Genomic DNA, 13,829 nt, shown 5'->3' on the forward strand with positions numbered 1-13,829 from the left:
GTTCGGGACGAGACGGTCATGAGCAAGTCCCCCGACGCCTTTCGCACAATCAGTGAAGTTGCGGACTGGCTGGGCGTGCAGGCTCATGTTCTGCGATTCTGGGAAAGCCGGTTTACGCAAGTAAAACCCGTGAAGCGCGCTGGTGGGCGGCGGTACTACCGGCCGAACGATATGCGCCTGCTAGGGGGCATCAAAAAGCTGCTGCACGAGGATGGGATTACCATCAAAGGCGTGCAGCGAATCTTGCGCGAACAGGGTGTATCCTATGTCTCGGGCTTGTCGCCCAGCCTGGACGAACCCGCCCCGCTCGAAGGCACCAAAGCCGAGGACAGCGTTGTCGTTCCCTTCGCCGCCAAGCCCGCTGCGACCAGTGGCCAGATCGATCTTGATCTTGGCGACCCGACACCGGCAGCAGAAACGGCAGAGCCTGCCCCACAACCTGTCAAAGCTGAACCATCCCCGGAAGCCGACTCGCCCCCACCTCAGGCGGCAGAGCCCGCGCAGCCCGAACCAGAGTACCTGGACGAAGCCCCCCTGCTAGGCGGAATCGCCACGCAGGCTTGGGAACGGACCGAGTTTGATGACGATCTGCTGCGTAAGATCGCACCCATCGCCAAAGACTTGCGCGCTGTTATCAACCGAATTGAGAACCGGTCGGCAGGATAAGAAAAAAGGCGATGATTTCCTCTTGCCCCTGCCGGGAAAGTGTTTATGAACACCTCAACGTCGGGCTATGGCGCAGCCTGGTAGCGCGTCCGTCTGGGGGACGGAAGGTCGCAGGTTCGAGTCCTGCTAGCCCGACCAAATCACACCGACGTTTATGGCAAACAGGCCAGATCCCGCTCTGGCATCAGGGGGGATCGGAATGACAGGTGTATGCCCAAACCAGCAGATCGAGGCAATGATCGGGCGTGGAGAGCTGTCCGCGAGCCCCGAGATCATCCCGGCGCAGGTTCAACCAGCCAGCCTCGATTTACGTTTGGGAACAGTCGCTTACCGCGTACGCGCCTCATTCCTTGCCGGTGAAGGCCGCTCGGTTGCAGATCGACTGGCCGAATTTGAGATGCACCGCATCGACATTACCGACGGCGCCGTTCTGGAAAAGGGCTGCGTCTATCTGGTGCCACTGATGGAATCACTGGCCCTGCCCGCCGACACAAGCGCGGTCGCCAACGCCAAAAGCTCAACCGGGCGGCTGGACTTGCTGACCCGCACGGTCACCGATGGCGGCACCGAATTCGACCGCGTGCCAGCTGGCTATACCGGGCCTCTTTATGCCGAGATTTGCCCCCGCTCCTTCTCAGTACTGGTGCGCCCGGGCATGCGCTTGAATCAGATCCGCTTTCGTCAAGGTCAGGCCGTGCTCAGCGACGCGGAACTGACCGCGCTGCATAACGAATCTCCGCTGGTCGATGGACCGGCCGTTATTCAGGACGGGCTGGGTTTTTCGGTCGATCTGCAACTGCCTGACACCGATCTGGTGGGTTATCGCGCGAAACCTCATACCGGTGTGATCGATCTGGACCGGATAGGAGAGTATGACCCGCAGGAATACTGGGAAGAAGTGCGCACCTCCGATGGCCGCATCATTCTGGACCCCGGAGCGTTCTACATTCTCGTCAGCCGCGAAGCGGTTCATATCCCGCCCATGTATGCAGCGGAAATGGCCCCATATCTGGCGATGGTGGGCGAGTTTCGGGTGCACTATGCGGGGTTCTTCGATCCCGGTTTTGGGCATGCCGCAGCCGGCGGCGCAGGATCACGGGGTGTTCTGGAAGTCCGCTGCCACGAAGCCCCCTTCGTGCTTGAACACGGACAGGTCGTCGGGCGGTTGGTCTACGAGAAGATGGCCGAGATGCCCACGCAGCTATATGGCGCGGGCATTGCATCGAACTATCAGGGACAGGGTTTGAAACTGTCCAAGCATTTCAAGGCTGTAGGTTAAAACTTCATAAACCGGCGCATCTGCCGAGTGATCTGCTGCGCCTGTTTCATGTTCTGTGATGGCAGCGGCGCGTTGTTTTGCCCAGTTGGCTTGCCATCTGACTGTTGATCCGACTTGCTGCCCATCCGACTTGCCATGTCAAACCCCTTGTCGACACCTTTGGTGACAAGGCGGCGCATTACCTGGCGAACAATCATGTCGATGATCCGATTGGCGTTCATTGCTCAACTCCTCAATTGGGCCTCAACATAGGCGATTCCTGCGGCAACAAAAGGGCCGCGTGATCACTCTTCCTCGAAAAGCTCGGTCTGATCTTCATCTTCTTCGTCATCACGCCCCTCGCCCAGCGGGATGGTACCCGGTGGTGGCCGGTTCTCAAGCAATCCGGCGGCGCGAAGCTCCTTAAGGCCCGGCAGATCGCGGGCGTTTTCAAGCCCGAAATGGTCCAAGAACTGTGGCGTCACCACAAAGGTGACTGGGCGACCGGGCGTCATGCGGCGACGGCCCAGCCTGATCCACTCCATCTCGAGCAGTTGGTCAATCGTCCCGCGCGAGACCGAGACGCCGCGGATCTCTTCGATCTCAGCCCGCGTGCAGGGCTGGTGATAGGCGACGATGGCCAGCGTTTCGATCGCTGCACGGCTCAGTTTGCGGGTCTCAACCGTTTCCTTCTGCATGAGGAACCCCAGATCCGGGGCGGTACGAAAGGCCCACGCGTCCCCCACGCGAACGACGCGCACTCCGCGCCCTTCATAGCGTTTCTGAAGCATTTCAACCGCTTGCGCCGCATCGCTGCCATGAGGCATCCGCGCCTCAAGATCGGCGATCGTGACCGGTTCGGCGCTGGCGAACAGAACGGCCTCGACCATGCGTTCCTGTTCGGCCAACGGGGGCGCTTCGAACAGGGTGCCGGTGCCTTCGTCTTGCGTGTCGTCAGTCACGTGTGTCAGTCCTCTTGCGCAGATGGATCGGGGCAAAGGTGTCGCTTTGCTTGATCTCCATGTGTCCTTCTTTCACCAGCTCCAGCGAGGCCGCAAAGGTCGCCGCCGTGGCCGAGCGCCGCCGCACCGGGTCAGCATCCCAGCCGTCGGGCAAATACGTCTCCATATCCGTCCAGGTGCCTGCGAACCCGATCAGCGGGCGCATCCGTTCAAGGGCCTGCTCCATCGTGAACACGGCGTCTCGGTCCATGACAAACGGCCGAAACTCGTCGCGGGTCCGGATCCGGGCATAGCCTTGCATCAAGTCCAGCAACGTGGCGGAGTAGGTTACGGTGCGGATGCGGGTGACGTCTTCGCCCTGCCCGCGTTTGAAGAAATCACGCCCCAGCTGATCACGCGCCATCAAACGCGCGGCAGAGTCGCGCATGGCCTGCAGGCGCTCCAACTGGAATGCGAGGTGTGCGGCTAGTTCCTCACCCGATGGACCTTCGTCATCCGGGTCGGGCGGCAACAGCAAGCGCGATTTCAGAAAGGCAAGCCAGGCGGCCATCACCAGATAGTCGGCGGCCAGTTCGATCCGCAACGCCCGCGCCTTTTCAACAAAGGCCAGGTATTGCTGCGCCAACGCCAGAACCGAGATTTTCCGCAGGTCGACCTTTTGCGTCCGCGACAGGGTCAGCAAAACGTCCAGAGGGCCTTCAAACCCGTCGACGTCAACGATCAACGCTTCGGCCGCAAGACGATCCGCGACCGAGACCGGGTCTTCGCTGAATAGATTATCGTTCATATACCTGCCCGCCCATAAGGGCAGATAGTTCCGCCTCGGCGGCTTGGATGTCAAGTTCCACAGGCTTTTGTCGCATCGCCAGCGCCTTTTCTGCGCGTTTCTGCGCCTGCTCGGACATCTCTCCGGCGGCATCCAGCACCTTGGCACGCGCATCAAAAGACCCGTTGCAGTGCAAAACCACGTCGCAGCCTGCATTCAACGCCTGCTGGGCGATCTCCTCTGGTGCACCGCTGAGCGCCTTCATCGAGATATCGTCGGTCATTATCAGACCGCCAAACCCGATTTTGTCGCGGATCAAGCTGATCATTGTCGGTGAAATTGTAGCGGGCTGTGGGTCGACCCGGTCATAGACCAGATGCGCGGTCATCCCCATCGGCAGATCGTTCAGCGCCCGGAACGGGGCGAAGTCTGCATGCTCAAGCTGGTCCTGGGTCAGGTCCACATGTGGCAGGTCGTGGTGGCTGTCCAGCGTGGACAGCCCGTGACCTGGCATATGTTTCAAAACGGGCAGTACACCGCCGTCCAGATGTCCCTTGGCCACCGCCCGACCAATCCCGGAAACGAGTTTGGGGTCAGCACCATAGCAACGGTTCTTCAGAAACGGATGCGTCTCGTCCCGCGCCAGATCGACCATCGGGGCGCAGTTGCTGTCGATGCCCAGTTCGAACAGTTCCTGCGCGATCAGACGATAGCGCAAGTACATCGCGCGTTCTGCCTGATCCCCGGCGCGCTCGGCATGGTCTAGCGGCGGCATCCATTCGCGGGCCAAAGGGGCGCGCAGACGCTGCACACGGCCACCTTCCTGGTCGATTGTGATCGGGCAATTGCGCCCAACCGCCTCGCGGAAGTCGTCGCACAGGGCACGCACCTGATCGGCGCCATCGATGTTGCGCGCAAACAAAATGAACCCGAACGGGTTCATTTGGCGGAACAATCGCTTTTCTTCGGACGTCAGGCGCAGGCCTTCGGCATCGGTAATCGCAGCGCCGAATGTCACCGCACGCTCACCGGAATACAGTCCGCCCCCTGCGCCACAAGCGCTGCACAGAACTGGCGCGAGTCACTCAAGTCTTCGAACCCGAGAACACGCAGACGATAAAAGGTGCGCCCACCGCTTGAGGTTTTCTGGATAACGCGCTGTTTACCATCCATATATTCGCCAAACCGGCCATTCAGACGATCCCATTCCGCAAGCGCAATGTCCGAGCTTTCATAAGCCCCCAACTGCGCCAAGCGTGTCCCCTTGGACAGAGAATTTGGGTCAACGTCCAGTCCAACGGCCGCTTTCACAGCGGCGTTGATCGCGGCTTCGGTGTTACTGTTGGCAGAGATCCCACTGGGCGTGGTTCGTGCGGGTCGTGTGATCGGACGCAGAGACCGACGCACACCCGGCAAGGCGGCCAGTTCTGGATCCGGCAACTGAGCAGCCAGATCGGCGGGATCAATAGCGGGTTCTTCCTCGGGCAAGGCCAACGAGGCCAACTGCACGCCCTGCTCTGTCGGCACTTCGGGCTTCGCGGCCTCACCCGCCAGTTCAGCAACCAAAGCGTCCACGGTGTTCTGACGCAGCTGCGCCGCTTCCTGATCCGAGATCTCTTCCTCGACCACGTGCACAGCCTGCGTGGGTTTCAACGGCTCGATCGGCGTATCTTCTTCTGTCAGGGATACCGGGCGCGGCGCAAGGATCAGGCGATCCGCCGGAGCTTCTGCTGTACCAACCGCTGCAACGGCATTGACGGCCAGACCCTGGTGGTCGGCAGGTGTGCCGCCGGGGTTCTCTGGCTGAATACGCATGGGCCCTTCGATAGCACGCACAACGGGAACTCCGCTGACATCACGCATCACCAGCTTATAGCCCCAAACACCGATCCCGGCGACCAGTGCCAGAGACGCAACTGCGCCCATGACATTGACAATACGGCCCAACCCGGCCCCGCGAGGTGCCTGTTCATACCCGTGCATGTCATCGGAAAACTCATCCCCATCCTGAGGATGCGGTTGATTCGTGTAATGCATCTCCTCGGGGCGCATTTGCCCCGAGTAATCGTAATTCGCCATGTCCGCCTCACCGCCCGTATCGCGCCAGAAAATAAGGCGCGCGGGTCATTTCTTGCCTACCTCGTACCGGCGGTTCGGGCGGTGTTTGTTACCGCATCTCCTGCGCCGGGGTAACGCCAAGAATACCCAAGCCCGCTGAAATCACAACAGAAACAGCCCGTGCCAATGCGATTTTCGACTGGCTTGTGACAACATCGCCATCCTGGATGAAACGCAGCGACAGCTCATCATTGCCCTTGTTCCACAGCGCGTGGAAATCGCCAGCAAGTTCATACAGGTAGAAGGCCACGCGGTGCGGCTCATTGGTGCGCGCGGCAATCTCGACCAGACGCGGCCATTCAGCCAGCTTCTTCGCAACCGTCAGTTCCGAGGCGTGGTTGATCTTGCCCAGGTCAGCCCCTTTCAGGGTGGCGTCATCTGTGGCGATATTCGCCTCAGCCGCCCGACGCAGAACGCTCATCACGCGGGCATGGGCGTATTGCACGTAGAAAACGGGGTTCTCGCGGCTCTGTTCCAACACTTTGTCGAAATCGAAATCCAGCGGCGCGTCGTTCTTGCGGGTCAGCATAACGAAACGGGTCACATCGGGACCAACCTGATCGACTACATCGCGCAGGGTGACAAAGTTCCCGGCCCGTTTGGACATCTTGAACGGCTCGCCATTCTTCCACAGCTTCACCAACTGAGTCAGCTTGATATCCAGCGGCACCTTGCCGTCGGACAGCGCCGACACAGCCGCCTTCATCCGTTTGACATAGCCACCATGGTCGGCACCGAACACGTCGATCAGCGCATCAAAGCCACGGGTCACCTTGTCATAGTGATAGGCGATATCCGGGGCGAAATAGGTCCAGCTGCCGTCCGATTTCTTGACCGGGCGGTCGACATCATCGCCATGCTCGGTCGACTTGAACAGTGTCTGCTCGCGCGGTTCCCAATCCTCGGGCTTTTTGCCCTTTGGCGGTTCCAGCACGCCTTCATAGATCAGGCCCTTTTCGGTCAGAGACTCCAGCGCAGCCTCAATCCGACCTGTGCCATAAAGCGATTTCTCCGAGAAGAAGACGTCCATCTCAACGCCCAGCGCCTTCAGGTCGGCACGGATCAGGTCCATCATAGCGTCGGTGGCAAAGTTGCGCAACTCTTCCAGCCACTCGCTCTCTGGCTTGTCGATCAGGCTGTCGCCATATTTCTCTTTCAGCGCCTCACCGATCGGGATCAGGTAATCACCGGGGTACAGACCTTCGGCAATCTCGGGGCTCAGGCCATTGGCTTCGCGGTACCGTTCGTACGCGGACCGCGCCAGCACGTCGACCTGCGCGCCGCCATCGTTGATGTAGTATTCGCGTGTCACATCATGACCCGAATACGCCAGCAAGCTCGCCAAGGCATCCCCGAACACCGCGCCCCGCGTATGGCCCACATGCAAAGGACCTGTGGGGTTCGCGGAGACATACTCAACGTTCACCTTCTGGCCATGCCCCATGGTCGAGCGGCCATAGTCGGTGCCCTGCTCCAGCACTGCAGCAAGAACGCTCTGCCATACGGATGGTGCCAGCCGCAGGTTCAAAAAGCCCGGTCCAGCCACTTCGGCACTGGTGATCCGGTCATCCGCCGCCAGCTTCCCGGCCAGAACATCGGCAATGTCGCGCGGCTTCATCTTGGCCGGTTTCGCCAGCACCATCGCCGCGTTGGTCGCCATGTCGCCATGTGCGGCATCGCGCGGCGGTTCGACCGCCACGTTGTCAAAGCTCAGCCCCTCGGGCAGAGCGCCTTCGGACTGCATCTGTGCCAGCGCGTCCAGAACGAGGCCGCGGATCTCGGAAAACAGGTTCATTTCGGATGTCCTTTTGCTTGCCCGGCGGTTTACCACGCATCACGGCAAGGTCAATGGAAGCCATCAGTTTAGGCTTGGATAAGCGATAAACCCGGCTAAGCTCGGCGTAAATTCCAACCGGAGAGCCCCTATGCGCCTTGCCCTGCCCCTTGCCTTTGTCCTGACTTCAGCCACACCGCTCTGGGCGGAGATGCCCGCGCCCCAAGGACATGTGCTTTTGACACTTGGCGGAGCAGTCACGGAAACCAACCTGCCCGCCCGCGGCGAAAACGACGGCGGCCTGTTGGGGTTCCTTGAGGTTCAGCACAACGGGGCCGCCGGTTTCGATGCCACCATGCTGGACGGGTTGGAACAGGTCGAGATCACCATTCCCTACGGCCCCGAAGACAATCAGCGCGACATTGCCTTTTCCGGACCGCGCCTGTCGGACCTGATGATCATGGCCGGGGTTGAAGGAAAAACCGCCAAACCGATGGCGATGGACGGTTATCAGTCCGAAATCACTTGGGACAGCATCGCAGCCCATCAGCCCATCGTCGCAACCCATGCGGACGGGGCGCCAATGGGCATCGGCGGCTACGGCCCGACCATGATTGTCTTCCCGCCGACCGATGACGAAGACCTAGCCTCGGAACAGGCCGGACAGCAGGTGTGGGCGCTGGCCTATATTGGGATCGAGTAGTCAGGAACCGGTGAGCCTTGCGTGATCCTGCAAGGCAAACCGGTCCGTCATTCCCGCGATATAGTCGGACACGATCCGAGCCAGCGCGGTCTCGTCCGGAGCAGCTTCAATATCACTATGCCAATGGGCCGGCATCTGCTTGGGGTCACTCAAATAGATCGGAAACAGCTCTTCTACGACCGCACTGACCGTCGCACGCACCTCCATGACGCTGGGTGCCCGGTACATCCGGGCAAACAGAAAGGCACGGATCTCTTTGAGTTGAGACCATAAGCCGTCCGAGAACTGAACCACCGGATAGCCCAGATTGCGAATATCCTCGACGCTTTGCGCACCCGATTTGGCGATCAATTCGCGCGAAGTGTCGATCACGTCAGAAACCATGACGCCAAAGACTCGCCGCAGTGCCTCGTGCCTACGGCGATACGAATCCAGCCCCGAGTATTTGCGGTCCACGTCGGCGTAGCAATCGTCAACGATCGGCAATTGTCGGATTTCATCATCAGAAAACAGACCCGCACGCAGCCCATCCAACAGGTCGTGATTGTTGTACGCAATGTCATCCGACAACGCTGCAACCTGCGCTTCGGCACTAGCATGTGTGTGCAGTTCGAGATCGAAACCCTCATTGCACTCGGCCAAAGCCCACGGCAGATCCCCCAGAACAGGGCCGTTATGCTTGGCGATACCTTCCAGGCATTCCCAGGTCAGGTTGCAACCATCAAACTCGGCATAGTGGCGCTCTAGTTTAGTCACGATCCGAATGGCCTGAGCATTGTGATCGAACCCGCCATAGGGCTGCATCAGCGCGTGCAACGCATCTTCGCCCGTATGTCCAAACGGGGTGTGCCCCAGATCATGAGCCAAAGCGACGGCCTCGGTCAGTTCCGGGTTCAGACCCAAAGCCCCCGCAATCGTACGCGCAACCTGCGCCACTTCGATAGAGTGTGTCAGACGCGTTCGGTAACTGTCGCCCTCATGTTCGACAAAGACTTGCGTCTTGTGTTTGAGCCGCCGAAAGGCACTGGCATGAATGATCCTGTCCCGATCACGCTGAAAGCATGACCTGAAACTGCTCTCCTCCTCTGGCACCAACCGCCCCCTCGCGCGATTGGGGTCCGAGGCAAAACCCGCTCTTTCCAAAGGTCTTGTCCTTGTCGCCTGTCCTAAGCTTTCATATATTGTAGCCTGATCGGGAAATAAACCTTTGGAGTCCGGCATGAATCTGCCTCCGACAGTCACAGAACGCGCCTTTGAACGCCTGGCCGAGATCGGCGCGGCGAAGCAGGGTCAAGCGTTACGCGTCGCCGTCGAAGGCGGCGGATGTTCCGGTTTTCAATACGAAATCGCGCTGGACGAGCCAAAAGAAGATGACCTTGTGCTGGAAGGCAAAGGCCAAAAAGTCATCGTCGACTCGGTGTCCTTGCCGTTTCTTGAAAATGCCGTGATCGATTTTACCCAAGAACTGATCGGTGCGCGGTTTGTGATCGATAACCCCAACGCCACCTCCTCTTGCGGGTGCGGTACCTCGTTTTCGATGTAGCGCCGGCGGGGGCTTTGCCCCCACACCCCCAGGATATTTTCAGCCAGATGAAGCAGGGATCTGCTCTCCGACCGTGACGCCGGAGAGCTTCACCTGGCGCGGTCATCGGCGTCCCCGCCTGTACCGCTCAACTGTTTTCGCTGCCATTGGTTAACGATCCGTTTCTTCATCTGGCCAAAAATATCCCGGAGCGCGAGGCAGAGCCTCGCAACCCGGCTATCCGCCTTGCCGCTGGGCTGGATCTGCGCGATAGGTTGCAACAAGGTTTCGGAGGATCGCGCATGAAAATCGCTACGTTCAATATCAACGGTGTCAAAGCGCGGGCCGAGGCTCTGCCGCGATGGCTGGACGACGCGCAGCCCGACGTTGTGCTGCTGCAAGAGATCAAATCGGTCGACGAAAACTTCCCGCGCGAACTGTTTGAAGACCGCGGATACAATGTCGAAACCCATGGTCAGAAAAGCTTTAACGGGGTCGCGATCCTTTCGAAGCTTCCGTTGGAGGACGTGTCCCGCGGTCTGCCTGGTGACGACGAGGACGAGCAGGCGCGCTGGATCGAAGCCACCGTAATCGGCAAGCGGGCGCTTCGCATTTGCGGCTTGTACCTTCCCAACGGCAATCCTGTGCCCGGCCCGAAATATGAGTACAAGCTGGCATGGATGGAGCGTCTATACGATCGAGCCCGCGATCTGCTGGCCAGTGAAGAACCCGCTCTTATGGCAGGGGATTACAACATCATCCCGCAAGTCGAAGACGCCAAGCGCCCCGATGCGTGGCGCGAGGACGCCCTGTTTCGTCCGGAAAGCCGGGCTGCGTTCCGCAAGATCCTGAACCTTGGCTTTACCGAAGCTTTTCGAGCCGTCACCCAAGGCCCCGAACACTATTCCTTTTGGGATTATCAGGCCGGGGCTTGGAACAAAAATGACGGCATTCGCATCGACCATTTCCTGCTAACACCGCAGGCCGCTGATCTGATGCGCGATTGCCGCATCGATGCCGAGATACGAGGGCACGAAAAACCGTCAGACCATGTCCCGGTCTGGGTCGATCTGGACCTGTGACCGCTCAGGCGGTTGCGTCGTAGCTGTAGATCCACTCGTATTTTCGCGACAATCGCGGACCAATCGCCATCAGCGCCGCTTGCGCCGCCAACCGCATCGGGCCACGCAGGTGGAAATTGCGGGCATTTGCCCCGGCAGTTGCGACCACTTTTCTTGCCCGTGAGCGGCGGTGCGTTTCATAAATCTCCAGCGCTTGCTGAATGCCAGATTGGTCGTCAAATGCACGCGCCAAAACGTAAGCATCTTCCAGCGCCAGGCAGGCACCTTGAGCCATGAAGGGCAAGGTTGGGTGCGCCGCATCGCCGAGCAAAGCGATCCGACCGTTTTGCCATGTTTGCGCAACGGGACGCAGAAATAGTGCCCAAATATGGGGCTTTTGGACCTGCTTAAGGATCTCACGGACATCGCCACCGAAATCAGCAAACCTTTCGCGCAAATCCTCCGGGTCTCCGCGCAAGCGCCAACCTTCCTCGGTCCAGTCGGACCGTTCTTCGATCGCTACGACGTTCATCAATGACTGGTCGCGCAGCGGATAAGTGACCACATGCCGACCCGGTCCCATCGTCAGGGCAGCCCGCACAGTTTCGTCGTGCTCGCTCCAGGGAATGGTTGCACGCCAAGCCACTTGATGGGTGAAGGCGGGAGTTTCGGGCCCATTCAGATCAGTACGGATCGCACTACGCCCGCCATCAGCGGCAATAGCACAATCGAAGCGATGTAGCGTACCATCGTCCAAGGCAACCTCTGCGTCCGAGGGATGTTTGCGTACCTGCTCGACCCGAGCGCCAAGGAGAAACTCAACACCGGCGCGCAACGCTGCCTGATGCAACGCATCCAACAGATCAGCACGGTGATAATAATATGTCGTCCCTGCAGAAGGCGGCGGAAGAGCACTGACCAGACGCCCAGAGCGGTAATCCCGGATCATCGTCCCACCCGACGCAACGGCGGTCTCGGGCATCTCACCCACGACATTCAGAGCGCGCAGAACGACCATACCGTTGGCGCTGATCTGCAAACCCGCGCCAACTTCGGTCAACGCCTTGGCCTGTTCGAAAACCGTGACCTGGGCACCGCGCCGCTGCAGCGCCAATGCCGCCGCAATGCCGCCTATACCGCCACCGACGACGCCGAATTTCAGACCGCTGATTTTCATCCCCCCGGCTTAACGCAAAAACGCCGGAGCGAAAGGCCCCGGCGTTTAAGAAATTGTGTTTTTTCAGCGATCAATCGTCGCGGTGGACCTTCTCGCGGCGCTCGTGACGCTCTTGCGCCTCCAGCGTCATGGTCGCGATCGGGCGCGCATCCAGACGTTTCAGCGAGATCGGATCACCCGTCATCTCACAGTACCCGTATTCGCCTTCATCGATCCGGCGCAGGGCCGAGTCGATCTTGGCGACCAGCTTGCGCTGCCGGTCGCGGGTGCGCAGTTCCAGCGCGCGATCTGTTTCCTCGCTTGCGCGGTCTGCGACGTCCGGAATGTTACGGGTGTTGTCTTGCAGCCCTTCGATCGTGTCGCGGCTGCCCGCCAAAAGTTCATTCTTCCAGTCCAGCAGCTTGCGACGAAAATACTCCAGCTGCTTGTCGTTCATAAATGGTTCGTCTTCGGCTGGACGATAATCCTCGGGCAGAAATACTTCCTGCTTCATTTTTGCTCCCTCGGTGTGGCCTGCAACGCCGGTCACCTTACCTTCACCTGACATGCGGCAATCCCCTTCTGCGCTGCGTTTATCCGACGACGCGGGGAATGTCACTATGCAAACGTCGCCCCACGCAGCGTCATGCTGAATTGTCTAAATATGAGACTTACAACAAGAAAACCTTGTTTTTCTGTGGAATTTAACGGGCTTTTTTACGGCGATCATGAATGTGCAGGACTCGATTCCTACCCGCGAATCAACCAAAGGCCTTGGAGTCGCTGATCAATTTTGCCGGACACGACGCAGCGACCTGCCTTGTCAAATTTTTCGCCCCGCTATAACCCCAAGAACAGATGCCGCGCGATATTGAATGAGGGGCCCATGACCGCACGTTTCCAAGGTACAGCCGAGTATGTTGCAACCGATGACCTGACCATCGCGGTAAACGCTGCCGTTACGTTGGAGCGGCCGCTTTTGGTCAAGGGCGAACCCGGAACCGGTAAGACCGAGTTGGCCAAACAGGTTGCGGGCGCGCTTGGGCTGAAGATGATCGAGTGGAACGTGAAGTCCACCACCCGCGCACAGCAGGGCCTGTATGAATATGACGCCGTCAGCCGCTTGCGCGACAGCCAGCTGGGCGACGAGCGTGTGCACGACGTGTCGAACTATATCCGCAAGGGCAAGCTTTGGCAGGCGTTTGATGCTGACGAAAAAGTTGTTCTGCTGATCGACGAGATCGACAAAGCGGATATCGAGTTTCCAAACGACCTGTTGCAAGAGCTCGATAAGATGGAGTTCCACGTCTACGAAACCGGCGAGACCATCAAGGCCAAGAACCGGCCCATCGTCATCATCACCTCGAACAACGAAAAAGAACTGCCCGACGCGTTCCTGCGGCGCTGTTTCTTCCACTACATCCGTTTCCCGGACGAGACGACCATGCGCCGGATCGTCGAGGTCCACCACCCGGGCATCAAGGACGCGTTGTTGACGACGGCTCTGACTCAGTTCTACGAAATCCGAGAAACGCAGGGCTTGAAGAAAAAGCCCTCGACCTCGGAAGTGCTGGACTGGCTCAAGCTGTTGCTGGCCGAAGACCTGACGGCCGAAGACCTCAAGCGCGACGGTGCAAACGCCCTGCCCAAACTGCATGGCGCGCTGCTGAAGAACGAACAGGACGTTCACCTGTTCGAGCGTCTGGCTTTTATGGCACGCAGCAAACGCTGAGATAATGAACACTCGGTGATCCCTGCTTGCCTTGCGGGGTGCCGGGTGTCAGCATTGGCGGCAGGGCCGTCCGGCGTTGTCGGGCATTCCAACCCGACGATTAAGGAGCCA

At 59.4% G+C, this 13,829-nt stretch carries 15 protein-coding genes and 1 tRNA gene; 7 read left to right on the forward strand and 9 right to left on the reverse strand.

What is annotated here, in order from left to right:
• Nucleotides 1-18: 18 nt before the first annotated feature.
• From ACR0MV_RS03780 to ACR0MV_RS03790, 3 genes are all read left to right on the forward strand, one after another.
• Nucleotides 19-666: a MerR family transcriptional regulator gene (locus tag ACR0MV_RS03780; RefSeq protein ID WP_480701029.1), complete on the forward strand. Its 648-nt coding sequence runs from the start codon at nucleotides 19-21 to the stop codon at nucleotides 664-666.
• Between the two features lie 61 nt (nucleotides 667-727).
• Nucleotides 728-804: transfer RNA gene (locus tag ACR0MV_RS03785), tRNA-Pro, on the forward strand.
• 61 nt (nucleotides 805-865) lie between these two features.
• Nucleotides 866-1,945, forward strand: a complete 1,080-nt coding sequence (locus ACR0MV_RS03790; RefSeq protein ID WP_480701030.1) for a 2'-deoxycytidine 5'-triphosphate deaminase — start codon at nucleotides 866-868, stop codon at nucleotides 1,943-1,945.
• On the opposite strand, the gene ACR0MV_RS03795 is transcribed toward ACR0MV_RS03790, so the two are convergent.
• The 6 genes from ACR0MV_RS03795 to argS all read right to left on the reverse strand — a co-directional run bounded on the left by ACR0MV_RS03795 (nucleotide 1,942) and on the right by argS (nucleotide 7,565).
• Entirely contained in the window at nucleotides 1,942-2,166 is a 225-nt protein-coding gene (locus ACR0MV_RS03795) for a hypothetical protein (protein ID WP_170427774.1), read from the reverse strand. The two genes, ACR0MV_RS03790 and ACR0MV_RS03795, sit on opposite strands and share 4 nt — an antisense overlap.
• A 63-nt stretch (nucleotides 2,167-2,229) precedes the next feature.
• Complete coding sequence (scpB, locus tag ACR0MV_RS03800; protein WP_480701031.1) at nucleotides 2,230-2,886, reverse strand: SMC-Scp complex subunit ScpB; 657 nt, start codon at nucleotides 2,884-2,886, stop codon at nucleotides 2,230-2,232.
• Complete coding sequence (locus ACR0MV_RS03805; RefSeq protein ID WP_170427778.1) at nucleotides 2,879-3,673, reverse strand: segregation and condensation protein A; 795 nt, start codon at nucleotides 3,671-3,673, stop codon at nucleotides 2,879-2,881. The genes scpB and ACR0MV_RS03805 overlap by 8 nt, the downstream gene beginning before the upstream one ends.
• Nucleotides 3,663-4,670: a beta-N-acetylhexosaminidase gene (gene nagZ, locus ACR0MV_RS03810; protein WP_480701032.1), complete on the reverse strand. Its 1,008-nt coding sequence runs from the start codon at nucleotides 4,668-4,670 to the stop codon at nucleotides 3,663-3,665. Before nagZ ends, ACR0MV_RS03805 begins: the two co-directional genes overlap by 11 nt.
• On the reverse strand, nucleotides 4,667-5,731 hold the full coding sequence (locus ACR0MV_RS03815; protein ID WP_480701033.1) for an SPOR domain-containing protein: 1,065 nt from the start codon (nucleotides 5,729-5,731) through the stop codon (nucleotides 4,667-4,669). The genes nagZ and ACR0MV_RS03815 overlap by 4 nt, the downstream gene beginning before the upstream one ends.
• Before the next feature lie 88 nt (nucleotides 5,732-5,819).
• The gene (gene argS, locus ACR0MV_RS03820; protein WP_480701034.1) at nucleotides 5,820-7,565 is read right to left on the reverse strand and encodes an arginine--tRNA ligase; all 1,746 of its coding nucleotides are present in this window, start codon (nucleotides 7,563-7,565) and stop codon (nucleotides 5,820-5,822) included.
• A gap of 130 nt (nucleotides 7,566-7,695) precedes the next feature.
• Between argS and ACR0MV_RS03825 the strand changes: the two genes are divergently transcribed.
• Nucleotides 7,696-8,247, forward strand: a complete 552-nt coding sequence (locus ACR0MV_RS03825; protein WP_170427788.1) for a putative pterin-binding protein — start codon at nucleotides 7,696-7,698, stop codon at nucleotides 8,245-8,247.
• Here ACR0MV_RS03825 and ACR0MV_RS03830 read toward each other — a convergent pair whose 3' ends face one another.
• Nucleotides 8,248-9,390 carry a deoxyguanosinetriphosphate triphosphohydrolase gene (locus ACR0MV_RS03830; RefSeq protein ID WP_480701035.1) on the reverse strand — a complete coding sequence of 381 codons (1,143 nt, stop codon included), beginning with the start codon at nucleotides 9,388-9,390 and terminating at the stop codon, nucleotides 8,248-8,250.
• Between the two features lie 76 nt (nucleotides 9,391-9,466).
• Between ACR0MV_RS03830 and ACR0MV_RS03835 the strand changes: the two genes are divergently transcribed.
• Together ACR0MV_RS03835 and xth are read left to right on the forward strand one after the other, a co-directional pair.
• Nucleotides 9,467-9,790, forward strand: a complete 324-nt coding sequence (locus ACR0MV_RS03835; protein WP_170468461.1) for a HesB/IscA family protein — start codon at nucleotides 9,467-9,469, stop codon at nucleotides 9,788-9,790.
• Nucleotides 9,791-10,071: 281 nt separating this feature from the next.
• A complete protein-coding gene (gene xth / locus ACR0MV_RS03840) occupies nucleotides 10,072-10,851 on the forward strand; it encodes an exodeoxyribonuclease III (RefSeq protein WP_170468463.1) in 780 nt (259 codons plus the stop codon).
• Nucleotides 10,852-10,855: 4 nt separating this feature from the next.
• Here xth and ACR0MV_RS03845 read toward each other — a convergent pair whose 3' ends face one another.
• Both ACR0MV_RS03845 and dksA read right to left on the reverse strand, forming a co-directional pair.
• Nucleotides 10,856-12,007: an FAD-dependent monooxygenase gene (locus ACR0MV_RS03845; protein ID WP_480701036.1), complete on the reverse strand. Its 1,152-nt coding sequence runs from the start codon at nucleotides 12,005-12,007 to the stop codon at nucleotides 10,856-10,858.
• A 70-nt stretch (nucleotides 12,008-12,077) separates the two neighbouring features.
• Complete coding sequence (gene dksA / locus ACR0MV_RS03850) at nucleotides 12,078-12,500, reverse strand: RNA polymerase-binding protein DksA (protein WP_170382828.1); 423 nt, start codon at nucleotides 12,498-12,500, stop codon at nucleotides 12,078-12,080.
• A gap of 372 nt (nucleotides 12,501-12,872) precedes the next feature.
• Here dksA and ACR0MV_RS03855 point away from each other — a divergent pair, with 372 nt between their 5' ends.
• On the forward strand, nucleotides 12,873-13,718 hold the full coding sequence (locus ACR0MV_RS03855; protein ID WP_170788747.1) for an AAA family ATPase: 846 nt from the start codon (nucleotides 12,873-12,875) through the stop codon (nucleotides 13,716-13,718).
• The last annotated feature ends 111 nt before the right edge of the window (nucleotides 13,719-13,829 follow it).

Source organism: Ruegeria sp. BC3 (assembly GCF_056539265.1).